This window comes from Nonomuraea sp. NPDC059194, assembly GCF_042754765.1.
Classification (GTDB): Bacteria; Actinomycetota; Actinomycetes; order Streptosporangiales; family Streptosporangiaceae; genus Nonomuraea.
Window position 1 is genome coordinate 71,290 of sequence record NZ_JBHZBH010000008.1, and the last position, 25,284, is coordinate 96,573.

General features: G+C 67.5%; 13 protein-coding genes. 9 read left to right on the forward strand and 4 right to left on the reverse strand.

Annotated elements, in window-relative coordinates:
* Positions 1-47: 47 nt before the first annotated feature.
* Both pglW and pglX read left to right on the forward strand, forming a co-directional pair.
* A complete protein-coding gene (gene pglW / locus ACFXJ8_RS13360; protein ID WP_379644129.1) occupies positions 48-4,640 on the forward strand; it encodes a BREX system serine/threonine kinase PglW in 4,593 nt (1,530 codons plus the stop codon).
* Positions 4,637-8,251 (forward strand): BREX-2 system adenine-specific DNA-methyltransferase PglX, encoded by a 3,615-nt coding sequence (gene pglX / locus ACFXJ8_RS13365; RefSeq protein WP_379644130.1) that lies wholly within the window; start codon positions 4,637-4,639, stop codon positions 8,249-8,251. The genes pglW and pglX overlap by 4 nt, the downstream gene beginning before the upstream one ends.
* Positions 8,252-8,285: 34 nt before the next feature.
* Here the strand turns inward: pglX and ACFXJ8_RS13370 are convergent, their stop codons facing one another.
* Together ACFXJ8_RS13370 and ACFXJ8_RS13375 are read right to left on the reverse strand one after the other, a co-directional pair.
* Positions 8,286-8,678: a type II toxin-antitoxin system VapC family toxin gene (locus tag ACFXJ8_RS13370; protein ID WP_379644131.1), complete on the reverse strand. Its 393-nt coding sequence runs from the start codon at positions 8,676-8,678 to the stop codon at positions 8,286-8,288.
* On the reverse strand, positions 8,675-8,911 hold the full coding sequence (locus ACFXJ8_RS13375; RefSeq protein WP_379644132.1) for a toxin-antitoxin system: 237 nt from the start codon (positions 8,909-8,911) through the stop codon (positions 8,675-8,677). The genes ACFXJ8_RS13370 and ACFXJ8_RS13375 overlap by 4 nt, the downstream gene beginning before the upstream one ends.
* A gap of 197 nt (positions 8,912-9,108) precedes the next feature.
* Here ACFXJ8_RS13375 and ACFXJ8_RS13380 point away from each other — a divergent pair, with 197 nt between their 5' ends.
* The 5 genes from ACFXJ8_RS13380 (at position 9,109) to ACFXJ8_RS13400 (ending at position 20,722) form a co-directional block, all read left to right on the forward strand.
* Positions 9,109-10,383: a hypothetical protein gene (locus ACFXJ8_RS13380; RefSeq protein WP_379644133.1), complete on the forward strand. Its 1,275-nt coding sequence runs from the start codon at positions 9,109-9,111 to the stop codon at positions 10,381-10,383.
* 238 nt (positions 10,384-10,621) lie between these two features.
* Entirely contained in the window at positions 10,622-14,506 is a 3,885-nt protein-coding gene (locus tag ACFXJ8_RS13385; protein WP_379644134.1) for a hypothetical protein, read from the forward strand.
* Positions 14,506-17,304 carry a BREX-2 system phosphatase PglZ gene (pglZ, locus tag ACFXJ8_RS13390; RefSeq protein WP_379644135.1) on the forward strand — a complete coding sequence of 933 codons (2,799 nt, stop codon included), beginning with the start codon at positions 14,506-14,508 and terminating at the stop codon, positions 17,302-17,304. Before ACFXJ8_RS13385 ends, pglZ begins: the two co-directional genes overlap by 1 nt.
* Before the next feature lie 5 nt (positions 17,305-17,309).
* Entirely contained in the window at positions 17,310-18,623 is a 1,314-nt protein-coding gene (gene brxD, locus ACFXJ8_RS13395) for a BREX system ATP-binding protein BrxD (RefSeq protein WP_379644136.1), read from the forward strand.
* On the forward strand, positions 18,623-20,722 hold the full coding sequence (locus ACFXJ8_RS13400) for a DEAD/DEAH box helicase (protein WP_379644137.1): 2,100 nt from the start codon (positions 18,623-18,625) through the stop codon (positions 20,720-20,722). Before brxD ends, ACFXJ8_RS13400 begins: the two co-directional genes overlap by 1 nt.
* A gap of 170 nt (positions 20,723-20,892) precedes the next feature.
* Here the strand turns inward: ACFXJ8_RS13400 and ACFXJ8_RS13405 are convergent, their stop codons facing one another.
* Together ACFXJ8_RS13405 and ACFXJ8_RS13410 are read right to left on the reverse strand one after the other, a co-directional pair.
* Positions 20,893-21,432, reverse strand: a complete 540-nt coding sequence (locus tag ACFXJ8_RS13405) for a histidine phosphatase family protein (RefSeq protein WP_379644138.1) — start codon at positions 21,430-21,432, stop codon at positions 20,893-20,895.
* 80 nt (positions 21,433-21,512) lie between these two features.
* Positions 21,513-22,670, reverse strand: a complete 1,158-nt coding sequence (locus tag ACFXJ8_RS13410) for an ROK family protein (RefSeq protein ID WP_379644139.1) — start codon at positions 22,668-22,670, stop codon at positions 21,513-21,515.
* A gap of 75 nt (positions 22,671-22,745) precedes the next feature.
* Between ACFXJ8_RS13410 and ACFXJ8_RS13415 the strand changes: the two genes are divergently transcribed.
* A complete protein-coding gene (locus tag ACFXJ8_RS13415) occupies positions 22,746-23,987 on the forward strand; it encodes a Gfo/Idh/MocA family protein (RefSeq protein ID WP_379644140.1) in 1,242 nt (413 codons plus the stop codon).
* A gap of 21 nt (positions 23,988-24,008) precedes the next feature.
* Entirely contained in the window at positions 24,009-25,283 is a 1,275-nt protein-coding gene (locus ACFXJ8_RS13420) for an ABC transporter substrate-binding protein (protein WP_379644141.1), read from the forward strand.
* The last annotated feature ends 1 nt before the right edge of the window (position 25,284 follow it).

Sequence of the window (25,284 nt, forward strand, 5' to 3'; positions counted from 1 at the left end):
GGGCTGAATGAGGCGGCCAAGGCAACGACGATCAGCGGAGTTGGCTCATGCTCGAAGGCCGGTGGACCGCAGTCACCGAGTCGGAGTTCGACCACGAGCACCGCGGCCTCGAGGCCATCCGTAAGCAACTGCCCGAGGCTGAGCCGTGGAGAGCCTGGTCGAACTTCACGTTCACCGCACAGGCAGGTCATGTCCGGGAAGTCGATCTGCTGGTCGTTGCCCCCAGCGGCGTCCACATGATCGAGCTGAAAGACTGGCGCGGCAGCGTCACCACCGAAAACGGCACGTGGGTGCAGACCACTCCGAACGGCCGACGGATTCCACACGGCAACCCACTGCATCTGACCGACAAGAAGGCCAAGGAACTCGCGACTCTGTTGCGCAGCCACGGCAAGCGCTTCTGGGTCAGTGCGGCGGTCTGTTTCACCGACTCCTCCCTGCGTGTACGGCTATCTCCGAACGACCAGAACGGCGTCTTCACGATCGACGAACTCGTGAAAATGCTGCTGGAGGCCGCTCGTGACGACCGCCGAAGGATCACTCCCACCGATTCCAGGGAGATCAAGACCGCGCTGGAGCAGATCGGCATCCGTCGTAGCGACGCCGAGTACAAGGTCGGGCCCTACCTACTCGAACGCAAGTCCTTCGACACCGGACCGACGTGGGCCGACTATTTGGCCCGCCACAGTGAACTACCCGAGCTGGCACGGGTCCGCATTTATCTTCGCGAGCGCGGTTCGGACGCCACGATTCGGCAGTCGGTGGAGAATGCCGCCCGCCGCGAGGCTGCGGTCCTGCGCCGCTTCCGCCACCCTGGTGTAGTCCATCTCAAGCAGTACGACCCGTCCGGGCACTCGGCGGGTCCGGCACTGATCTTCGATTATCACCCCCACACGTTGCGGCTGGACGAATACCTGGTCCAATACGGCGAAAAGCTCGACATCCTCGGCCGCATGGCCTTGGTGCGGCAGCTCGCCGAGACCATGCGCTCCGCTCACTCCAGCCGCATCCACCATCGAGCTCTGGCTGCTCGCTCGATTCACGTGATACCGCGCAACCGCGGCCCCGAGGGCAGGACCCTCGGTGAGGAAGCCGCATGGCTCGCTCCTCGTCTTCAGATCTCAGACTGGCAAATCGCCACCCACCGCAGCGGCGGTCAGTCCCAGGGCATGACGAGGTTCGCTCCTACTGCTCTGTCCGCGACTCACCTGGCCGAAGGTTCCGATCCCTACCTTGCTCCCGAGCTGACCGCGCTCAACGCCGACCCGATCGCCCTCGATGTCTACGGGCTCGGTGTGATCACTTATCTGCTGGCGACCGGCCGGCCTCCGGCGGCGAGTCAGGCCGAGATGCTGGCCAGACTGGAAGCGGGAGAGGGCCTGCGCCCCAGCGCGCTGGTCGACGGTCTTTCGCAGGACATCGATGAGCTCGTCCAGGCCGCCACGGCTTACCGACCCGCCCAGCGCCTCGCCTCGGTCGACGAGTTCCTGGAGATGCTGGAGTGTGTCGAGGATTCCCTCACCACGCCCGAGGAGGGGCCAGCCGGCGCCGAAGAGAAGGATCCCCTCGAAGCCGTCGCAGGTGACGTCCTGGCCGGCCGCTGGGAAGTGCGGCGCCGGCTGGGTACCGGCTCGACCAGCCGGGCCTTCCTCGTTCGTGACCTGTTGGCCAAGGCCCGAGGCGGCTTTGCCGTACTGAAGGTAGCCCTGTCCGACAGCCGCGGTGATGTCTTGGTCCGCGAGGCCGAAGTCATGGGCCGGCTGCGACCCGACTCGCGGATCATCCGCCTCGTGGAGCCCGCGCCACTGACCATCGGCGGTCGTACCGCGCTGGCCCTGGAGTACGTCGGTGACGAGCGCGACCCCAGCGCCGCGGCGGAGCCCGGCAGCGTCAGCCGCCGCCGTGAGGAGACCGTCGCGCGGCAGCTGCGGGAGGGCGGCCGTCTCCAGATCGACCAGCTGGAGGCCTACGGCGACTACCTGTTCGGCGCGGTCGACTTCCTGGAGGGCGAAGGAGTCTGGCACCGCGACATCAAGCCCGACAACATCGCCATCCGGGTGCGCCCCAACCGCACCCGCGAACTGGTGCTCATCGACTTCTCACTGGCCGGATACCCGGTGCAGGAGACGGACGCGGGCACCGACGGCTACCTCGACCCGTTCATCGGCACGCTCACCCGCTCGGTCTACGACGCCCACGCCGAGCGCTACGCCGTCGCCGTGACCCTGCACGAGATGGCCTCAGGTGAATTGCCCCAGTGGGGCGACGGCAAGGTCTCCGCACGTCAGACCGATCCGCAGGAACATCCGTTCCCGGCGATCGCCGTGGACGCCTTCGACCCGGCGATCCGTGACGCGCTCGCGGCCTTCTTCCAGAAGGCGCTGCACCGGGACGTCGCACAGCGGTTCCGCGAGCTCAAGCCGATGCGGGACGCCTGGAAGAAGATCTTCCTGGACATGGCGGAGACCACCCCGTCCAAGCCCCGGATCTCCCGGCACCCCTCCTCCGACGAGACGACCGTCCCTGCGATCGCCGACGCAGAGCCGGAATCGGCAGAGCAGCAGCGCGATCAGCTCGCCGCCGAGGCCACCCGTGACACCCATCTGTCGGCTGCGGGCCTGACCCCGGCAGCCGAATCCTTCCTGTACGGCCTGGGCGTCACCACCGTTGGCGGGCTGCTCGACTTCAGTCAACGCAACCTGGTCAACGCTCCCGGTCTGGGCGCCAAGACCCGCAACGAGATTCAGCGCCGGCAGCGGGAATGGGGCGAGCGGCTGCGTCTTGTCCCGATCTCCCCGCTCAGCCCGGAGGGCCGCCGCAAGGCCGACGAGGAGCTGAAGCAGCTCAGCGTCGTCGAGATGGCGGCTGTGACGAACCTGGCTACGGGTGAGCACGCCGACATGCTGCCGCAGCGCGCTCTGCGCTCGGTCAGCCTGGACACCCTGGCCTCGCTCTTCGTCCCTAAGCTGAAGAAGAACGGGACGAACGGCAACGAGGTCGAAATGGTGCGGCTGCTGCTGCGCCTGCCCAACGAACGTGGTGAACTGCCGCAGAACATCGGAGTCTGGCCCAAGCAGAAGGATGTCGCCGAGGCGCTGGGGCTCAGCGTCGGCCGTATCCCGCAGATGTTGAAGACGCAGCGGCTGCGCTGGCAGAAGCTTCCCCTCGTCGCCGCTCTGCGGGAGGAGATCCTGGAGCTGGTTGCCGGGTTGGGCCGAGTCGCCTCGGCCGCCGAGATCGCCGACACTCTGGCGGTACGGCGGGGCACGCGCCTGCAGGGCCGTGAGCGGCGCCGGGCACTGGCCTTGGCCGCCGTCCGGGCCGTGGTCGAGATCGAGCAGCTCGATCCGGCCGCAAGCCAGTTCCGGCACATACCCAACCGCGAGGCCGCCCATGAGGGGCTGGGCGCAGGGCTACTGGCTCTGGAGGTGGGTGAGAACGACGGCCCCGACACTCCGTCCGCGCCCGGCCTGCTCGACTACGCACAGCGGCTGGGCAAGGTCGCCGACCGGCTGGCCCGGCTCGACACTCTGCCTACCGCGACCATCGTGCTGAGCGAGCTCGGCGCGATCACCCCGCCGCCGGGGACGATCGAGTGGGACGAGCGCCGCATGGTCGCGCTGGCCGCCGCCGCTTCCCGCAACGCCGCCGTCACGCCACGGCTGGAGATCTACCCCCGTGATCTGCCGCTGGTGCGGGCGCTGCGTCTCACCCAGGCGGGACTGGTCCGGCTCATTCCCGGCGTGCCCGAAGAGCGTCAGCCCGGTTTGACCGCCGCCGACCTCCACGAGCGGGTGTTGGCGCGGTTCCCGGAGATCACTGTCAAGGGTGAGCCGGAACTCCCCACCGGGGGGCCGCTGACCAAGGCCCTGCGCGAAGCGAGCTTCGACCTCACTCTCTCCACCAGGGAAGACACCAGGACCGTTCGCTACCTCCCCACCCGCATGGAAGAGGTGTCCAGCTACCTGACGGTCGGCGCCTGGCGACAGGCCACAAGGGTCAGTGCCGCCAGGCGCTACGCCGACGACCCGCAGCTCGCCGGTGCGGTGCGCGCCGAGGAACGGCTGCTCGCCTCCGCCGGGCGCGACGGCTTCCGGGTGCTCACCGTGCGCGCGGGGCTCAGCCAGGTGGCGGTGGCCGAGCTGGCGGGTGAAAGGTTCGGGGCTGAGACTACGTCGGTGACGGAGCTGTTCCTGACGGCCATGCACGATCTGGTGCCGCCCGGGATGAAGCCGACGTGGGACACGATTCTGCGGGCTGATGCGGCCGAGCCGGGCACCAAGGCGGCGTTGAAGTTCGCTGAATACGCGCGCACGGCTTGGGGGCGGGCTGAGCCGCAGATCAAGAAGCTGCTCGACCGCGGGTCCGGGCCGGTGCTGCTGACGGACGGCGGCGTGTTCGCCCGGTATGACGCGATGGGCGTGCTCGACCGGCTGGCGGCGACTGCCCGGCTCGGACGGCGTGGGTTGTGGCTGCTCTGCCCCCAGAACGAGGCGGCGCGCGAGCCCCGACTCGGGACGGCGGCCGTGCCGTACCAGGCCGGGCTGGGTGAATGGATCGAGCTGCCGGATTCGTGGGTGCGCAACGCCCACCGGAGTGGTGAGTATGCCGGAACGACGGGATCGGGAGACGCCAAGTGATCAACAGCGGGCTGCTGCGGGATGACCTGAAGGCCCAGGTCAAGGCAGTTGAGGCCGACCTTGGTAAGCAGGTCAAGGCAGTCTCTGAGGTCGGCGCGCGGCTGCGGTCCGAGTATGACTTGGCACGCAGGCTGGGGCGGACTGCTGCCACGTGGAGCTCCTGGCTGGATGAGCGGGTGACGCAGGTCGCGGTGGCGTGGGTGCTCGGCACCGTGTTCGTGCGGTTCTGCGAGGACAACCGCCTGATCCCGGAGCCTTATCTGACTGGGCCTGACGATGAGCGACGTGACCTCGCGCAGGCCAGATATGAGGCATATGTCGAGGAGGACCCGGACCCCACCTATCGCGGGTGGCTGGAGCGAGCCTTCGCCGAGCTCAGCGAGGGGCAGGCCGGAGAGCTGCTGTTCAATCGCAGGCACAACCCGCTGTTCCAGATCCCCATCTCACATGATGGGGCGCGGGAGCTGGTCGAATTCTGGCGCGAGCGGGACGAGACCGGGGAACTCGTTCACGACTTCACCGATCCGCTGAACGAGGACGGCACCGAGGGCTGGGACACCCGGTTCCTGGGTGACCTCTACCAGGACCTCTCCGAGGCAGCGCGGAAGACGTATGCCCTGCTTCAGACACCGGAGTTCGTCGAGGAGTTCATCCTCGACCGGACCATGGAGCCGGCGATCCGGGAGTTCGGCTACGAAGAGCTGAAAATGATCGACCCGACCTGCGGGTCCGGTCACTTCGTGCTGGGCGCCTTCCGGCGGCTCATTCGTTTGTACGGCGAACACCAGGCCGATCGGGATCGTCATGTGCGGGTACGGCTGGCGCTCGACTCGGTTCACGGCGTGGACCTCAACCCGTTCGCGGTCGCCATCGCTCGTTTCCGTTTGCTGGTCGCCGCAATGGCCGCCGCCGGAATGCGCACGATAAGGGAAGCAGTCAAATACGACTGGCCGATCCATCTGGCCGTCGGCGACTCGCTGATCAAAGCCCGTCAGCTCCCGCTAATTTTGGGCGACGACATCCCAGGTGATCCGCTTGCTGACTTCGCCTACGCCACCGAGGATGTGCACGAATACCCAGGCATTCTAGAGCAGGACCGCTACCACGTCGTGGTAGGAAACCCGCCGTACGTTCAGGTGGCTGACGACAGCCTGAACAAGGTCTACCGGGGCCTTTACGACGCATGCGCAGGCAGCTACTCACTCTCGGTGCCCTTCGCGCAACGGTTCTTCGAACTGGCTAAACGAGGGGATGCTGACGGACGCGGCTATGGCATGATCGGCCAGATAACGGCCAACTCGTTCATGAAGCGTGAATTCGGAACCAAACTGATCGAGGAGTTCTTCGCCCAAAAGGTGGAGTTGACGGAGGTGGTCGACACCTCCGGTGCTTATATTCCGGGACACGGCACGCCAACGGTTATTCTCGTCGGCACCAGGCGCACTGGACGTCTGCGGGCTGAAACCGTGCGGACAGTCCGTAGCGTTCAGGGCGAGCCGTCGGCGCCGGAGAATGCCGAGGAGGGTCTGGTTTGGCGGGCAATTCTTGAGCAGATCGACACTCCCGGATCGGTGAGCCAGTGGGTATCGGTAGACGACCTCGCGCGTGATCGCTATTTTGGCAAGCAACCCTGGATTCTTGCTGACGGTGGCTTGGAGATGGTTGAGCAGCTCAACGGCTCTGCCGTGATGCTTCTCAAGCAACTTACAGCAAGCATCGGGCGCACCACCTCGACGGGCGCGGATGACATCTTCTTCTGGCCCGACGTTGCTGGAGTTGAGCGTTTCGGGTACAGCGACCGCGTGCGTCCGATGGTGGTGGGTGACTCTATCCGAGACTTCGGCCTGAGGTTGCTTATCCAGGTAAGTGATCCATACGTCGATCGGACCAATCTTCAGGTGCTTGATGAGAAGGACCGGCTGATCTCGCGCCACCTTTGGCGTGACCGCTCAAGGCTACGCAACCGGAAGATTTTCGGAAAGACGCTCACAGCAAACGGCAGGCCCTGGTATGTGCACCTCGAGAGTTACTCCAGCAAACTCGCCACCGAACTTGGCATCGGATTCGCCTTTGTAGCAACGCATAACCACTTTGTTCTCGACCGTGCGGGCAGGCTGTTCAACCGAACTGCGCCGGTGATCAAGCTGCGGGTGGGGGCGAGCGAGGAGGACCACCTGCGCCTGCTCGGTCTCCTCAACAGCTCTGCCGCCTGCCTCTGGCTCAAAATGGTGAGCCATGATAAGGGAAGCCAGTCGGGGACGGGCGGCTTCATGCATGACGAATGGGAGCGGTTCTATGAGTTCACAGGTACCAAGCTGGAGGAGTTTCCGCTTCCGTCCGTATACCCCACAGAGCTGGGGACTGAGCTGGACAAGCTAGCCCAGCAGCTCGCCGCTACCAGCCCCGCGGCCGTTGCGTCGGCTGTGGTTCCGACGGTTAGGGTTCTTCGAGAGGCTAAGGCCGCTTGGGAGTCCATTCGAGGGCGGACGATTGCCCTACAGGAGGAATTGGACTGGCAGGTCTACTCCCTCTATAACTTGCACTCCGACGATCTGCGCGCACCAGTAGGTGACGTACCACAATTGGCACTCGGTGAGCGGGCATTCGAAATCGTGCTTGCGCAGAGGGTGAAAGCCAACCGAGCAGAGACAGTATGGTTCGACAGGCACCACTCCACGCCCATCACGGAGATCCCGGAGCACTGGGCGGAGCCGTACAAGGAGATCGTTCAGAAGCGGATCGACGCGATCGAGTCGTCGCGGGCGATCGGGATGGTGGAGCGGCCGGAGTACAAGCGGCGGTGGGCGACCGAGGGCTGGGATGTCCTGCAGGAGAAGGCACTGCGCTCGTGGCTGCTGGACCGGATCGAGGCGCGTGAGCACTGGTTCGACGACAACGGGCAGCCGACGATTCTCACGCTTCCGCGCCTGGTTGACGCCCTTTCGCGGGATGACGACTTCGTTTCCGTCGCGGCGCTCTATGCTCCGCGCCGGGATCTGTCGGCGGTCGTCGCCGATCTGATCTCCACGGAGCACGTTCCTTTCCTGGCCGTGCTCCGCTACAAGCCGAGCGGGCTGAAGAAGCGGGCCGACTGGGAAGAGGTCTGGGACCTTCAGCGGCAGGAGGACGCCGCGCCTGAGTTCTCCGACAATCCGGCAGTGAAGACGAAGAAGCAGATCCGCGACTTGATCCCGGTGCCGCCGAAGTACACGTCGGCCGACTTCCTGCGCAACTCCTTCTGGTCGGCGAGGGGCAAGCTCGACGTGCCGAAGGAGCGCTTCATCTCCTACGGCGCCACCAGCACCCAGACCCCCGACCTCTACGGCTGGGCCGGCTGGGACCACCGCGAGCAGGGCCAGGCTCTCGCCACCTACTTCACCAACCACCCCATGACCACCGAGGAGATCACGCCCTTCCTCGCGGGCCTGCTCGAACTCCAGCCGTGGCTCTACCAGTGGCACAACGAGTTCGACGTCATGTACAGCGGTTCTCCGGTGGACTTCTTCGCCGCCTACCGCCAGCAGATCCAGGGGGAGCACGGACTGACTGACGACGACCTGCGCAAGTGGGCTCCGGCCAAGCCGGCTCGCGCCAGCCGTACCAAGAGGTGACACTGGCTGGGGGGCTGGGCCTTCGAGCGGAGACTCATGACCAGCAGAGGTCGACGTCGATGTACTTGCGGGCCACCTTGTAGATCTTCTCGTCCGTGGTGACCAGGGCGCAGTCCAGGGCTTCGGCCAAGGCGACGTAGGTGGCATCGTAACCGTTGAAGTTGGCCCGCAGGTCCCAAGCGCGCCCGGCCGTCACGTCGTCGCTGTGGCGGGTGAAGGGTAGGCCCGCTTTGACGAGCCGGGCGCCTTCGGCGCGGGCCTCGCTGATCTTCCCGCCGAGAAGCAGGCCGCGCAGGGCGTTGCGGAACTCGTAGTCGAGCAGGTGGGGGATGTGGAGCCGGTTTCCCGCGACGCGCGCCAGCAGTTCGTCTGTGGGGGCGGATCCGGCCAGGGCCTCGATGAGCGCCGAACTGTCGATGACGATCACGACTCGCGGATCTTCCGTATCTCGGTGACGACATCGTCGTGGCTCGCTCCACCGCCCAACGACCGGAGTGCTTCCAGCCGTTCTCTGATCGTGTCGGGGGCGGGAGTGGAGGCTACCTCGGTCAGGATGTCGGCCACATAGGCGGACAGTGACATGCGCTTGCGTGCGGCCCTCGCTTTCAGTTCGGCGACTACCTCCGCGTCCAGTCCTCTGACCTGCAAGGTGGCATCCATGATGAAAGCATACTGCTTTTTCCGCATGAGTAACATGCATGTCGCATTGGGAGGGCCGCGCCGGGGAGGAAGGCTGCTGAACCGGGCGCCGCTTCGTGCTGTGACATGAATCACGCAGAGGGTTGTTATCATTTCTCTCAGGAGTTGCTGACGGTGCAGTAAAGCCTGCCTGTGGAGGGTGTGGAGCGATGAGCGGCATGGGTTCCATTCACACCCCGGTTCCGGCTGTCGTGATCATCGACACGCGCAATCTCGTCGGGCAGGCCAAGTCCGTGCTGGGTGTGGCGCGCAACCCGACAGTGCCCGGGGTCTGCTCGGCCCTGGCCCTGTACGGCTTCGACGTCCGGAAGGTCATCGCCGCCACCGGGACACGCTCGCAGGGAAACGTCGCGCCGGGCAGCCCCCTGGAGAGCATGCTGGCCGCCAACTGCGACTACGCCGCGCAGATCCGGGTGGCGGGAGGCGTGGTGGTCGAAGGCTACCTCCGTGACCGATACGGCAAGGCGGAGGAGAAGCAGGTTGACGTGCTGTGCGCCCGTGCTATCGCGGAGGAGGCCTACGCCGTGCGGCATGGCTCCTCACAGGCTCGGGCTGTCGTGCTGCTGAGCATGGACTCAGACCTCACGCCGATGTTCGAGTTCGCGCAGTCGCTCGGTGTGCCGGTTTTCGCCGCGGCCTCGTCCGCGGTGCACAACCGGGATCTCGCCCACTGGTTGCTGCTGGGACAGGCGGCCCTGGCCACCATGACCGGCGCGGTGGGCCTGACGGGTCATGGGATGCGCGACCGGGTGGCGCGGGCGGCCTTCGAGCGTTGGAGCCAGCCGCTCATGTGGAAGGTCAAGGGCAGGGCGAAGCGGAACAACCGGGATGTGGTGCGACTCCGGCACTCCTCGGGGATGCAGGGCACCGCCATCGTCGAGGAGTTCGGCGGTCGCTGGCCCGCGGTGGGAAGCACCCACTCGCTCTACCCGGCCGGGGTGGATCTCGGTGAGCGGAGCAACGAGTTCCCGCTGGTGATGCTGACCCGTGCGGCCGCGACCGGACGTCATCCCGACCTGGTGCGGGCGATGGTCGTCGAACGGGTCGGCCCGACCAAGGCGCTGGTCCGCCTCGACATCGGCGGATGCGCGAAGATCGAAATTCCGGTGGACAACACGGGGATCGGCCGTCGGATCCTGGTCCACGTCGACGGCCCGCAGGTGCGTCTCGTCGGGGGTTTGGAGCCAGGAGAGCCGACTTCGGGACGTTCAGCCGTGCTCGCCCCGGTGATCGCCGAGGTGACCGGGGGGATGCCGAAGACCGGTGCGACCAAGGCGGTGCTCGCCGATGGTTCGCCGGTGTCGCTCCGGCTCCCGCTGAGGCAGCCCGCTTCAGTCGGCACGAGGTATGCGGCGGTGTCCGCGGGCATGCTGCGGGGCGGATTCCCGCTCTATCAGGCGGTTTCCAGCCCGCTCCCACGTGACGGGTTGTGAAATGACTGAGGGCGGATCCAGTGGATCCGCCCTCAGTTCTTGCTTACGACCGGCCCCTACGTCCGGCACAGTGTGATGTCCTCGCGGACGCACTCAGTATTAGTGTTTACGTCGCTCACGTCAAGCGAAAGCTGGCCGGTCGGTCCGGGTGAAACACCAGGTAGTGGGCGCAATCAGGCACGGCAAGCGGCGATCATAGAAGAGCACGCGACACAGTGAAGGAGAGGTCCGTTCGCCCATGGAACAGCAGCCGTTGCTCCGCGATGTGATCGACATCAAGGAGTCGATCTCCACGTCAGACTTCGTGCTGCGCCTGGCCGAGGCAGTGACGCCCGAGGGTGCCGAGCACGCGCTGAAGGACTATGTGGTCACCGAGCGGTTGCTGGGCAACTTCGACGAAGCGCTTGGGCTGATCAGGTCGGCGCTCGACGGGCACGAGTCGAAGGCCGCCTACCTGCACGGATCGTTCGGTTCCGGTAAATCGCACTTCATGGCCGTGCTGTACGCCTTGCTCAGCGGCAACCGGACCGCTCGTGCCATGGGCGTTTTCGACAAGGTGCTGACCAGGCACGAGTGGCTGGTCAACGACGGCAAGAAGTTCCTGCTCGTGCCGTACCACATGCTGGGCGCCAAGGCCATGGAGCAGCGGGTCCTGGGCGGTTATGTCAGCCACATCAAGCGGCTGCACCCCGACGCGCCCACGCCACAGGTCTATCGGACCGACTCGCTGTTCGCCGACATCAGGGCCATGCGTGCCCGGATGGGTGACGCGGCGGTCATCGGCGGGCTTGGTAGCGGCGACGAGGGTGAGGACGACGAGTGGGGCGAGTCCTTCGCGTGGACGCCTGAGCTGCTTGACCAGGCGCTGGCGGCCGAGGAGCGACATGACGGAGCCGAATCCGACGAGGTCGAGCTTCCGCCACTCGACCTCGTCAACCCGAGCACCCCGGCCGAGCTGCGGGCCAAACTGGTCCATGACGCGAGTACCAGCCTGCTGCCGGGCTTCGCGCAGAACGCGGCCGAGGACGAGCACGGCTTCATCTCACTGGACGCCGGCCTGTCGGTGATCGCTCAGCATGCCAAGGTGCTGGGCTACGACGGTCTGATCCTCTTCCTGGACGAGCTGATCCTCTGGCTGGCGACGCTCATCCACGATCAGAAGTTCGTGGCCCGTGAGGCTAGCAAGATCACGAACTTTGTCGAGGGCGGCGACGCCCGGCGCGCCATTCCCGTGGTGTCATTCATCGCGCGTCAGCGCGACCTGCGGGAACTGGTCGGTGAGGAAGTGGACGCCGGTGCCGCGGAATCCTCGATCCAGGACACGCTGAACCTCGCCTCCGGGCGCTTCGACAAGATCACCTTGGAGGACCGCAACCTTCCGCAGATCGCCCACGCCCGCCTGCTGAAGCCCAAGCCGGGCAATGCGCCGCTGATCGACGTCGCGTTCGCACAGACGAAAAGGGTCGGCCCGCAGGTATGGGACACCCTGCTCGGGTCCGAGCAGGGCACGACCGGAGCGGACGAGGAGTCATTCCGGCTCACCTATCCGTTCTCGCCCGCCTTCATGGACACCCTGGTCCATATCTCCTCCGCCCTGCAACGCTCCCGCACCGGTCTGAAGCTCATGGGCCAGCTCTTCGCCAACCACCGCGACGACCTGCGACTAGGCCAGCTCGTTCCGTTGGGTGAGCTGTATCCAGTGATCGCCGACGGGGGAGACAAGCCGTTCGTCGACAGCCTCAAGGTGGTCTTCGAGGCCGCCGACAAGCTGTACAAGACCAAGCTCCGGCCCTACCTGCTGACCTCGGCCAACGTCACCGAGGATGACGTCGAGCAGTATCTGCACCGACCCGAGAGCATCACCGATCCGCAGCTGGCCCAGCGCTGCAAGGTGTTCGTCGGTGACAACCAGCTCATCTGCACCCTGCTGCTGTCGGCGCTCGCACCCAGCGTTCCCGCGCTCAGCGACCTGACCAACCGCCGCCTCGGCGCGCTCAACCACGGTTCGGTGACCGCTCCGATCCCCGGCAGCGAGGTCGGCATCATCACGAACAAGGTGGCCGAATGGGCCGCCCGTTTCCCCGAGATCAAGGCCACCGGCACCGGCGCCACCGCGGGCGTACGGCTGGAGCTGGCGGGCATCGACGTCGACACGGTCATCGCCAACGCAGCGGTCAACAACAACCCCGGCAACCGGATAGCGCTCGCCAAGAAGCTGCTCCTCGAAGAACTGGACGTCGACCACTCCGACGGCCGGCTCGGCGCCGACGAGCTGCGATTCGTCTGGCGTGGCTCGAATCGCACCGTCGAGGTGATCTTCGGGAACATCGCTGACGAGGATGAGCTCCTCGACCACGACCTGCAGCCGCAGATCGACGGCCAGTGGCGGATCGTGGTCGACCTGCCCTTCGACGAGAACGGCTACGAGCCGGTCGACGACGTCCGTCGCCTGCGTGAACTGGGCGAGAGGCAGCGGGAGCGTACTCGGACCGTCGCCTGGGTACCGACCCATCTTTCCGCGCAGCGGCTGGACGACTTCAAACGCCTCGTGATCATCGACAAGGCGCTCTTCGACGACAACCGGTTCAATACCCAGTACGCGGCGCACCTCAGTCCCGACAACCGGGCCCGGGCAAAGGGCCTACTGGAGAGCCAGAAGCAGGCGCTGCTCAAGAACGTGAAGTCCGCCTTCAAACAGGCGTACGGCCTGGCCAAGCAGACCGAGGCCGACGTCAAAATGGGCTTCGACCAACATTTGGTCTCGCTGCGCGATATCGATGGCCTCACCCTGTCGTTCGGGCAGTCGATGCACGAAGCGATCCGGGCCGTCGCGGGCAAGTTGCTGGCCGTGCAGTTCCCCGAGCACCCGAACCTCGACCCGGACGGCAGCCGGGTCGCGGTGAAACCGCTCGACGCCAAGACGGTCTTCACCCACGTGCGGGCCGCCGCGGAAGCCCGCGACGGCCGGGTGGAGGTGTCCGCCAAGGACCGCAAGCTGATGGAACGGATAGCAGGGCCGCTCGGGCTGGGGCAGCAGAAGGAGGCATACTTCGAGCTGTATCACCGGTGGGCTGACCACTTCCGGCGGATGGCGCAGACCGAGGGCGTGACCGGTGACCTGAGTCTGATCCACCTCATCGACTGGATGGACGAGCCCGACAAGCGTGGCCTGGAGCCGTTCCTGGCCAACCTGGTGGCCGCTTGTTTCGCGGAGATGGACGATCGGGTGTGGGTGCGTGGTGGCGTTCCGCTCGACCCTGCTCCCGAGCTGTCGCAGATCAAGCCGGGAGACGCGCTGCGCAGCCAGCCTTTGCCCAGCGAGAGCGACTGGGGTATTGCGCGGGAGAGGTTCGAGACCATCTTCGGTGACAAGGCCCCGACGCTCCGGCGTGGTCGGATGGTGCACCAGTTCGCACGGCAGATCCTCACGGCCGCCCGCCGTTTCCAGGAGCCCGCGGCGGGGCTGGTCGAGCAGTTGGAGCGCCACGCCGTCTTCCTCGGCCTGGACGAGACCGACGACAGCGGGCGGCTCGCGATCGCACGGCGATCGCTCGACCTGCTGAAGGCACTCGTGGCGACCGGGGAGGTCGGGGCAGGGGCGGCGTCGGCGAAGAAGACCATCGAAACCCTGGCCCGCTTCGACCTGAACCCCGTGAGTCCCGACCGGTACGGGACTTCCATCAAGAAGGCCGAGGCCGTCTCCCAGGCACTCGTCGCGGCCTCGTGGGACACACTGGACCTGGCGTCGGGCCAAGGGCCCGAGGGGCAGGCGCTCCTGGAATCGCTGCAGGGTGTGGCCCGCGCCGACCAGCGCACGGCTGATCTGGTCGAAGCGCTGAACAAGATCCGTCGTGAGGTCACCGCGCTGATCAAGCGCAACCAGAAGGATCCGCAGCCCCCTCCGCCCGTACCCACCCCGCCGCAGCCGGGGCCCGAGAATGTGGATCTGACCACCGGCACCAGTCACCCGCGCGTGCCTGGAGAAAGCCCAGCCCGCCAGTCGAGCGGCCGCCGCCGTACGACCGCGTCCAGGGCGGTCGCAGAGCTGCAGGCCGACCTGGCGGAGCTGGCTGCCAGGCGGCCGGGGGCCACTATCGAAATCACGTGGCAGGTCGTCGACTGATGGGAAGCACCGTCCGGCTGAACACCGCAACCGTCGCGCAGTACCTGACATCGCAGTCGTCCCTGGCCTCGTCGTTGACGGGGAAAGGGCGGCAGCGGGTCGTGCTGCTGCGTTCCGAGCCTCAGTGGGACGGGCCAGGGGAGGTTGCGTGGGGGGCAGGGCAGCGGGCACAGATCGCTGCCGCCGCGTCGCCGCTGGCCGTCCACGAGTTGGTGCTCGGGCACTTGAAGGCCGGTGCCGATGCCCCTGCGGTTCTGGTGGTGCTCACCGACCGTGAGCAGCCCGAGCTTGATCCGGGAATCCTCGCCCAGGTGCACAAGCAGCGCATAGAGACCGTCGACCGATGGAACGTCGTTCGGGAGGCGTTCGGCGCCGAGCAGATCGACCCTCGGCTGAGGGACACCAGCTGGGCGGCCGAAGCACTTCTGGACGCAGCCCCGCCGGGCGGCTGGCCTCCGCTGGCGGGCGGCCTGCTGTCGCGCCCCGCCGCGCTGGCCGAACTCGCACTGCGCAGACTCCGGCTCGGGCGGTACGCCGCCGATGGCGATCAGATACTAGGCGACAACCTGGATGTTTATGCCCTGCTGTCGTGGTCGCTGAGCCCGGGCGGGCCAGAGCGGCTGCTGGCCCGGCGGGCACCCGAGCGAGAAGGCCTGGTCGCCTTCCTAGGTGAGGAGGACCAAGCTGGGGTTGCAGGCCGGGCGCTGCTCGCCCTGGTGACGGCCGAGCACGGTCCCGATGCGGTGCCGTACGGACTGGTCTGCGCGGCGCTGTGGCAGCACGCCGACGCCGACGCGCAGGTCTATCGGGCCCGTGGTCGGGCCGAGCGGTGGTTCGGCGAGCAGCCACCTGCGGTGGGCGAAGCTCTGGACGCGATGGTGACGGCATTCGGCCGAGCATGCGAGGAATTCGTGACTGTGCTGCTCGGTATGGGCCGCACCGACACGGATGGGGCAACGGCACGGGAGGCTCGGCGGATCACCGGAGCGGTGCTGGACCGGGCCGACGCCCTGGCCCGGCAGTTCGGAGCCGACACGGCCGCCAGCCCGATTCTGGCCACCGGGTTGAAGGCACGCTTCGTCGCGGCCGGGCAGGCCCTCGCGGGTGGGGAGCCGCAGGCGGTCGAGGCAGCCGTACAAGCACTGAACGCCCACCACCTGGCGGCCGACCCGGACGCCCGGGTCAGGATCGAGCGGGTTCGGATGGGGCAACGACTGGCCCGGTGGCTCGCGACCGATCCGGCCACCGACGCTGAGACGGTCGCGGCGGCGGTGCGGCGGCATATCGCCGAGACCGGCTGGGTGGATCAAGCGCTCGAACACATAGAGTCCGGAGGCGATCCCGAACCGGTGCTGAAGGCCGCCTACGACAGGCTGGGCGCCCGAACGCGTGAACAGCGGAGGAAGATCGACAAGTCCTTCGCTACGACGCTGGCAGGATGGACCGCCGCCGGAACCGACCCCGGCTCGATGCTCACCGTCGAGACCTTCCTGCACCGCGTGATCCGCCCGTTGGTGGTGCCCAAAGCGACGCGCCGAGTGCTGCTCCTGGTCCTGGACGGCATGAGCGCGGCGATAGCCACCGAGCTGGGGGAGGAGCTACGCCGGCATTGGGCCGAGTACGACCCGCTGGGGGAGGTCGAGGGTCAGCCGCGACGTCGGGCCGTGGCCGCTGCCCTGCCCACGCTGACAGCGGTGTCGCGCACGTCACTGTTGGCGGGCAAGCTCATGAAGGGCGCTCAGGCAGACGAGAAGCGCCTGTTCCCCGCCCATCGGTTCTGGGGCGGGGCTCCGGCCGCGGTCTTCCACAAGGATGATCTGCGCGGCGACACGGTTGGCGACCCGTTCGGGCCGGAATTGACCGAAGCGCTAACCGACCAGCGCACCCATGTTGCGGTCGTGCTGAACACCATTGACGATCGCCTCGCCAAGGAACAGAAACTGGGCGATGGCGCGTGGCGGCTCGACCAGATCGGCAAACTGAGGGAGCTGCTGCGGGTTGCCGCCGAGCAAGGCATGGCGGTGATCATCACCAGTGACCACGGGCACGTGGTGGATCGTCACGGGGTAAAGATCAGTGGCGAGGACATGGGCTCCGCCCGCCACCGGGCGCCGGGTGGGGCACTGACAGAGACAGAGATCGTGTTGTCCGGGCCTCGGGTCGTGTGGCCCGAACCCGGGAGTGAGATCGTAGCGCTGTGGGACGCGGATTCCCGCTACACCGCGCAGAAGGCCGGATACCACGGCGGTGCCTCGGTGGCCGAGTTCACCATCCCGATCCTGGCGTTCCTCCCTTTCGGCGCGGAGGCGCCCAAGGGATGGCGCGAGCTGGGCGACCAGCGCCCGGCATGGTGGATGGCGGACGCCATTCGTCCGGTGGTGACCGGGGAGACCGCCAGATCGATCAAGCCGGTGAAACGGCCAAAACCCCAGCCGGTGGCCGGGGAGGCGCTGTTCGAGGTGGAGCCCGCCCCTCCGGCGAGGGCTGCCGAGGATGTCCTCGTTGGCGCCCTGCTGGCGTCCGAGATCTTCAAGGAGCAGGTGACCCTGCTGGCGCGTAAGCCGCCAATGGACAAGGTAGAGACCGCGATCCAGACGTTGGTCGACTCCGGCACCATTCCGGCCACTGCGCTGGCTCAGCGGATCGGTTACCCGGCGACCAGAGCGGACGGCTTCGCCGCGGTGCTGCGCCAGCTTCTGAACTACGACGGAGTGCAGGTTCTTGAGACCTTGCCGGACGGCCGGACACTGCGGTTAAACACAGGGCTGCTCCGAGATCAGTTCGAGCTGGGACACTAGTGCCCATGGGGAACGTTCGATCATCGCAGGTCAGCGTGGCGCGACGACGTGGGGTGATCGACGCTCTTCGCCGCGGAGCCGTACCCGAAAGTGGTCTTGACCTGCTCGCCACCGGCCTGGACCGGTTCGAGGTGGCGCTGGACGCCGAGCTGGCGGCCGTGGCTTCCGGGGCCTCCGTGTTCAAGGCCGTGCGGGGAGAGTACGGCTCGGGCAAGACGTTCTTCACCCGCTGGCTGGGGGAGCGGGCCAAGCGGCGGAATTTCGCGGTCTCGGAGATTCAGATTTCCGAGACCGAGACTCCGCTGCACAAGCTGGAGACCGTCTACCGCCGACTGATCGAGCGGCTGACCACCGCAAGCTTTCCGCCGAGCGCGTTGCGACCGGTGGTGGACGCCTGGTTCTATGCGCTGGAAGAGGACGCGTTGGCCGCCGGGGCGTCGGAGGAGGAGCTCCCCGCCGAGGTGGAGAAGCTGCTGGTCGCCCGGCTGGCCGAAGTGTCGAGGCACGCACCATCCTTCGCCACCGCGCTGCGCGGCTACCGGAACGCGTTGGCGGCCGGAGACGAGGCGACCGCCGCCGCCGTTCTGGCCTGGCTGGGCGGGCAACCACACGTGGCCGCCGCCGCGCGCCGGGCCGCCGGAGTACGGGGCGAGCTTGACCACTTCGGGGCGTTCGGATTCCTGCAGGGGCTGCTCACCGTGCTGCGCGATACGGGGCATCCGGGGCTCTTCGTCGTTCTGGACGAGGTGGAGACCCTGCAACGGGTACGCTCCGACGCCCGGGACAAGGCACTCAACGCGCTACGCCAGCTCATCGACGAGGTGCACTCCGGCCGGTTTCCCGGCCTGTATCTCGTGATTACCGGTACCCCCGTCTTCTTCGACTCCCCGCAGGGTGTGCAGCGGCTCCCCCCGCTGGCCCAGCGGCTCGCCACCGACTTCACGACAGACCCGCGCTTCGACAACCCACGTGCGGTCCAGGTTCGCCTACCGGGATTCACTCTGGATTCGCTGGTGGGACTGGGGGTAACCATCCGGGACCTCTACGCGGTTGGCGCTTCCGAGCGGATCAAGATCATGGCCGATGACGCCTACATCGCCGATCTGGCCCGCGCGGTTGGAGGAGCGCTCGGCGGCAAGGTCGGGGTGGCGCCACGGCTGTTCTTGAAGAAGCTCGTCGGCGACGTGCTCGACCGCATCGACCAGTTCGAGGACTTCGACCCGCGGCAGCACTACAGGCTGACGGTGACCAGCAGCGAACTCACCGACGTCGAACGGAACCTCGCGGCCTCGGCCGACGACATCGACCTGGACGTGTGATGGAGGATCGGCTTGACCTGGTGGTGTTGCATCACATTGTCAACACGCTCGGCTGGCCGGATCTGCGCCCCCTGCAGCGGGAGGCGATCGGGCCGCTGATGGATGGCGAGGACGCGGTGCTCCTCGCCCCGACCGCCGGCGGGAAGACCGAGGCGGCGTGCTTTCCGCTGCTTTCGGCGATGACGGCCCACCGATGGTCCGGGGTGTCGGTGCTGTACCTGTGCCCATTGAAAGCGCTGCTCAACAATCTGGCTCCGCGCATCGACTCCTATGCCCAGTGGGTGGGGCGGCGGGCCGGGCTCTGGCATGGTGACGTCCGGGAATCGCAGCGGCGGCGGATCCGGCTCGATCCACCGGACATTCTCCTCACCACGCCGGAGTCGCTGGAGGCGATGCTGATCGGGGTGAAGACCGATCACGAGCACCTGCTGGGGCAGGTCCGCGCGGTGGTTGTTGACGAGGTACACGCCTTCGCCGGTGACGATCGGGGCTGGCATCTGCTGGCCGTACTGGAACGCCTGGAGCGGGTGACCGGGCGGCGAATCCAGCGGGTCGGACTGTCGGCGACCGTAGGCAACCCCGATCACCTGCTGACCTGGCTGCAGGGGGCCGGCGCGGGCAAGCGAAACGGCAGGGTGGTCGCACCGGAGCTGACAGCCTCAACCGCGACCGGTGAGGTGGAGCTCGACTATGTGGGTTCGCTGGAGAACGCCGCGAAGCTGATCGCGACGCTGCACCGTGGGGAGAAACGGCTGGTCTTCTGTGACTCCCGACGACAGGTGGAGCAACTCGGGGCCGCGCTGCGCGCCCGCGAGGTGACGGTCTTCCTGTCCCACGCCTCGCTGTCGGTGGAGGAACGCGCCCGGTCGGAGCAGGCGTTCGCCGAGGCGCGTGACTGCGTCATCGTGGCCACGTCCACGCTCGAACTCGGCATCGACGTCGGAGACCTGGACCGGGTGATCCAGATCGACTCACCGAGCACGGTTGCGTCGTTCCTGCAGCGGATCGGGCGCACTGGGCGGCGGGCGGGCAGCGTTCGTAACTGCCTGTTCCTGGCGACGAGGAAGGACACGTTGCTCCAGGCGGCCGGGCTGCTGTTGCTGTGGGGGCGGGGCTGGGTGGAACCGGTGATCCCGCCGCCCGAGCCGCGGCATCTGGTCGGTCAGCAACTGCTGGCCGTCACGCTTCAGCAGCTCAAAATCGGTGACCAGCTCTGGGCCGAGGAATGGAACGGACTGGCCCCCTTCGATCGCTCGGCTGCACCCATCCTGAATCACCTGCTCGACGAGGGATATCTCAACGAAGACAGCGGGCTTCTCTTCATCGGGCTCGAAGCCGAGAAACGCTTCGGGCGGCGTCACTTCATCGAACTGACCGCGTCCTTCACCGCGCCTCCGCAGTTCACCGTACTGTCAGGTCGCCAGGAGATCGGGCAGACCGACACCTCGGTGCTGACCGAGCAGCGCGAAGGGCCGCGACTCCTGCTGCTCGGAGGGCGGAGCTGGCGGGTGAATTTCATCGACTGGACTCGGAGGAGAGTCTTTGTCGAGCCGGCTGATCGAGGCGGTGTCGCCAAGTGGACAAGCAGCGGGATCTCCGGGCTGTCATTCGCTTTGACGCGTGCCATGCGGGAGGTTCTGCTCGGTTCTGACCCCCCGGTTGCGCTGACCCGGCGTGCGCAAGCATGCCTGGTGGACTGGAGGGAGGAGGAGGCTCCGGGCGTGGTGCATCCGGGGGGAACGCTCATCACCAGGACTGGTGATGAGGTGCGCTGGTGGACCTGGGCAGGTTACCGGGCCAACGCGACCTTGGCTGCGACACTCTCCTCGATCGCGGATCCCGTCCAACGTCCGACCGACTTCTCGATCCGGCTGCGTGAGGATCTGACTCCAGCTTCCTGGCAGAGGGCGCGGGAGAGCGTTGGAGGTGGTCGACTTCTCGTCCTGCCAGATGTCGATCGCCGAGCTGTCAACGGGTTGAAGTTTGCGGCTGTCCTGCCCGAACGCCTGGCGATCGCCACGGTCGCAGCCAGACTCGCTGACATCGACGGAGCCCGAACCGTCCTTGCCGAGACCGCCCGGCTCCTCCTGCGCGCCTAGAGCCTCCAGCTGACCCGGCGTGATTCGGTGGAGTGTGCCTCTGACCTGCACGAGCCTGCTCGGTGATCTCCGTGGTCAACGCGTAGAGAAGGACGAGCCCCGGCCAGCGGCTGGTCAGAGAGCTGGCGAGGCGCCACTCCCTAAACCGGTGCCCGGCGGGGAAGGGGCAGCTATCCCCAGCCTGCCGGCAGGTCGAAGGTCCAGCCGGGCTGCCAGTCGAATGGCGCGTCGACCAGTTCCTCCAGCGGCACGCCGCCGAGCAGATGCTGCAACGCCCAGCGGTTGGCCGAGTGAGCGATCACCAGGATCCGGCCGGAGTCACGCGCGCGATGCCGGAGAAAGTCGCGGGTGTGCTCGACCACCTGCCGGTAGCTCTGCCCGCCGGGCCAGGGCAGGTCGAGGTGCCGTGACCGGAGCGCAGCCAGCTCTGCCACCGGGCGCCCGTTCCACGATCCGTAGTCGCACTCCCGCAGCCGCGCGTCCTGGAACATGGGGATCCCGCTGCCAGAGAAGGCGATCTCGGCGGTCTGTACGGCACGCCGCAGGTCCGAGCTGTACACCGCCGTGATGCCGTCGTCGCGGCGGCGCTGCCCGAGCTGCGCGGCCTGACGGCGTCCTGCGGCCGACAACTCGCCCTGCAGCCACCCCGTCGCGATCCCCGCCTCGTTGTCGGTGGTGGTCGCATGGGTCTCGTACACGATGATCGGCACGGCCGGATCCCGCCATGCCTGAAGTCGCCCAGACAACGCCATGCCGCCGAGCTCCGACGTTGATATGAAAGGTCCAACGATTAGTGGGAGACCGGCCGGGGGAGGGGCGCGTCGATGTCGTACAGCCTGGCGTCAACGTGGTTGAGCGCGTGCCGTACCGCGCCCAGGACCACGGCCTGGTCGGCCAGCGTCGAGATCGCCAGCGCAGGCGGCTCCAGGCACAGCGGGTCGAGGTGGCGGCGCAGCGGTTCGAGCAGCACGTCGCCGGAGCGGGAGACGCCGCCGCCGACCACGACCAGGTCGGGGTCGACGGTCAGCACCAGGGCGGCGATGCCCTCGGCCAGGTCGTGGGCGTACTGCTCGACGGCCCAGCGGGCGGCCGGATCGCCGGTGCGGGCCTGGGCGAAGACGATCGCGGCGGCCTCCTCGGGCTGGGTGCCGGCAGGCAGGCCCTGGTAGGCGGTCAGGTGGGAGGGTGCGCGGTGCCACCCGATGAGCGGCAGCGCGCCGATCTCGCCGGCCGAGCCGTGCCGTCCCCTGTGCAGCCTGCCGTCGATGAGGATGCCCGCGCCGGTGCGGACGCCGGACAGGACGAAGACCAGGTCGGCGACGTCCTGGGCCTGGCCGCTCCAGCCTTCGGCGAGCGCGGCCAGGTTGCAGTCGTTCTCCACGAGGACCGGGCAGTCGAACCGGCCGCGCAGCTCGCCGGCGAGGTCGAGGCCGGTCCATTCGGGCAGGCCGACGGAGAGTTTGACGACGCCGGCGCCGGTCACCACGCCCGTGGTGCCGACGCAGACCGCGGCCACCTGGGGGGGAGTGACGCCGGCCGCCTTCAGCGCGCTCTCCATCGTGGACCGCGTCAAGGCCAGTCGCTCGGCGCGGCCGCAGGTGGCGCTCACGCGCTCGGCGTGCGCGGACACGACGTTGCCGTTGAGGTCGGCGACGGTGGCCCTGACGCTGTAGGAGCCGATGTCGACGCCGAGGACGTGGCCGCCGGTGGTGTGGAAGGCCACCAGCCGGGCCGGGCGGCCCATCTGCCCGGTCTCCGGCGGCAGTTCCTTGAGCCAGCCGGCCGCCAGCAGCTCCTCGACCAGGCTCTCCACGGTGGGACGCGAGAGTCTGGCGCGTTTGGCCAGGTCGGTCAGGCCGATCGGGCCCTGGTCGCGCAGCGCGCGCAGCGTCGCCACCAGATTGATCCGCCGTAGCCGTGAGGTGTCGCCCCCGCGAATCGTCACCATCGCTCCCTTGACAGGCTCTGTGTTAACAAATAAAAACATCCTTCATTAGTAAGTCGCAAGCCGGAGAGGACTCCCATGGTCACACTCGCCGTCATCGGGGCGGGACTGCGCGGGCTGAGCTATGCCCGCCGCGCCCTGGAGACCGGCAGGGCCCGCGTCGTCGCGGTCGCCGAACCCGACCCGCGACGGCGTGCGAGCCTCGCGGCCGAACACGGCGTCCCCGCGGAGAACGTCTTCACCGACTGGCGTGACCTGCTGGCCCGTGAACGGCTGGCCGACGCGGCCGTGATCGCCACCCAGGACCGCATGCACCTGGAGCCCGCCGTGCGAGCGGCCGACCTCGGCTACCACATCCTGCTGGAGAAGCCGATGGCGCCCACCGAGGAAGACGCGGTCGCCATCGCCGAGGCCGCCGAGCGCAACGGCGTGCTGCTGGCCGTCTGCCACGTGATGCGCTACACGCCCTACACCACCACGCTCAAGGCGCTGATCGACAAGGGCCGCATCGGCCAGGTCATGAACATCCAGCACCTGGAGCAGATCGGCTGGTGGCACCAGGCACACTCCTTCGTCCGGGGCAACTGGCGCAGCGAGGCCGAGTCGGCTCCGATGCTACTCGCGAAGGCCTGCCACGACCTCGACTGGATCATCCACATCAAGGGCGCGCTGCCCGAGCGGGTCTCCTCCTTCGGCAACCTCGTGCACTTCCGTCCCGAACAGCGCCCGACGGGCGCCGCGGACCGCTGCCTCGACTGCCCGGTCGAGGCCGCCTGCCCGTACTCCGCCAAGCGCCTCTACCTCGACTGCCTCGGCGATCCGGCCAAGGAGTTCTGGCCGCTGTCGGCGGTGACCGCCGACCACACCGAGGCGGGCGTGTTCGCGGCGCTGCGCGACGGGCCGTACGGCAGATGCGTCTACGCCTGCGACAACGACGTGGTCGACACGCAGGTCGTGACCATGGAGTTCGCCGACGGCACCTCGGCCACCTGTACGGTCACCGCCTTCGCCGCCCTCGAACACCGCAAGACCCGCGTCTTCGGCACCCACGGCTCCATCGAGGGCGACGGTGTGGTGCTGCGGGTGCACGACTTCCTCACCGACAAGGTGTCGGTGATCGACACCCAGGCCGGCGCGGACGCCTCGGCGGCCTCCGGGCACGGCGGCGGCGACGACGCGCTGCTGGACGCGTTCGTCGACGCCATCGCGGACAACGCCCCGCAGCTCGTCCTGACCAGCGGCAATGAGAGTCTCGCAACACACCGTGTGGTCTGGGCAGCCGAACGCGCTCGGCACTCCGGCACGGTCATCCCCCTCTGAAAGGCCCCCATCATGCGAAAGTTGACGGCAGTCCTGGCGGTCGGCGCCCTGGCGCTCGGAATCTCTGCCTGCGGCAAGAAGAACAGCGAGATGCCCGCGGGCGAGAAGGTCCAGGAGTCGCTGGCCTACCGCTCCTCCTGGGGCGCCGACGAGCCGCAAGGCAAGATCATCAAGACCCTCTTCGACGACTTCGCCAAGGAGACCGGCACCAAGGTCGACCTGAAGTTCGTCGGCCGCAAGGGCAACGAGACCCTCGCCACCGAGATGGCCTCGGGCCGGGGCCCCGACCTGTTCGACGCCGCGACCGACAACCTGGCAGGCTTCACGGCGCAGAACCTGGTCGAGCCGCTCGACGACGTGCTGCAGGCCCAGGTGCCCGGTGAGGGCAAGACCGTCCAGGACGTCCTGCCCGAGGCCGTACGGCAGGCCTCCTCGACCGACAAGGGCCTGGGCCTGATCCCGCACACGGTCATCTCCACGGCCGTCTGGTTCGACGCCGCCAAGCATCCCGACCTGGCCGCCTCGCCGCCGCAGACCTGGGAGGACTTCATCGCCTACCTGGACAAGGCGAAGAAGGAGGGCCGCGTCCCGATCGGCCAGGACGGCACGATCAACTTCTACAACGTCTACTGGTTCTACTCCGCGCTGGTGCGGGCCAACGGCGCGGGCAGCCTCTTGGCGCTGTCGACCGACACCGCGACCTGGGACAAGCCGGAGGTGCTCGAGGCGGCCAAGAAGGTGGAGCAGCTGGCCAAGAGCGGCTACTTCCAGAAGGACTTCATGGCCACCAAGTTCCCCGCCGCGCAGGACGCCTGGGCGCAGGGCGAGTACGACCTGAACATCAACGGCACCTGGCTGGCCGCCGAGACCAAGCCCAAGCTGGCGGCCGGCGCGAAGGTCGCCGCCTTCCAGCTGCCGGTCGGCGGCAAGAACTCGGTGGAGGCTGGCGCGCTCGGCTGGGCGGTCAACGCCAAGGGCAAGAACGTGGCGACGGCCAAGAAGTTCCTGGCCTTCGCGCTGCAGAAGAAGTACGTGGAGCGCTTCTCGAAGGAGGCGCTGAACATCCCCTCACGCGCCGACGTGCCCGCACCCGAGCACCTGGTGGCCGTGCAGAAGGCGGTGGCCGAGGCCACCGCCACGCACCGGACCTACGACGACCTGGCCGCCGACAAGCCGTACTGGAACGACCTGTTCCTGCCGCTGCACGACCAGCTCATCTCCGGCAAGATCGACGCCGCGGCGTTCGTGGAGCAGGGCAAGAAGAAGACCACCGACCACCTCGCGAACAAGAACTGAT

Bases quoted from the DNA above. Each gene is read 5' to 3' on its own strand.
- ACFXJ8_RS13385 (WP_379644134.1), top strand. From the start codon at position 10,622: ATGGAACAGCAGCCGTTGCTCCGCGATGTGATCGACATCAAGGAGTCG.
- brxD (WP_379644136.1), top strand. From the start codon at position 17,310: ATGGGGAACGTTCGATCATCGCAGGTCAGCGTGGCGCGACGACGTGGG.
- ACFXJ8_RS13400 (WP_379644137.1), top strand. From the start codon at position 18,623: ATGGAGGATCGGCTTGACCTGGTGGTGTTGCATCACATTGTCAACACG.
- ACFXJ8_RS13380 (WP_379644133.1), top strand. From the start codon at position 9,109: ATGGGTTCCATTCACACCCCGGTTCCGGCTGTCGTGATCATCGACACG.
- pglW (WP_379644129.1), top strand. From the start codon at position 48: ATGCTCGAAGGCCGGTGGACCGCAGTCACCGAGTCGGAGTTCGACCAC.
- ACFXJ8_RS13375 (WP_379644132.1), bottom strand. From the start codon at position 8,911: ATGGATGCCACCTTGCAGGTCAGAGGACTGGACGCGGAGGTAGTCGCC.
- ACFXJ8_RS13410 (WP_379644139.1), bottom strand. From the start codon at position 22,670: ATGGTGACGATTCGCGGGGGCGACACCTCACGGCTACGGCGGATCAAT.
- ACFXJ8_RS13415 (WP_379644140.1), top strand. From the start codon at position 22,746: ATGGTCACACTCGCCGTCATCGGGGCGGGACTGCGCGGGCTGAGCTAT.
- pglZ (WP_379644135.1), top strand. From the start codon at position 14,506: ATGGGAAGCACCGTCCGGCTGAACACCGCAACCGTCGCGCAGTACCTG.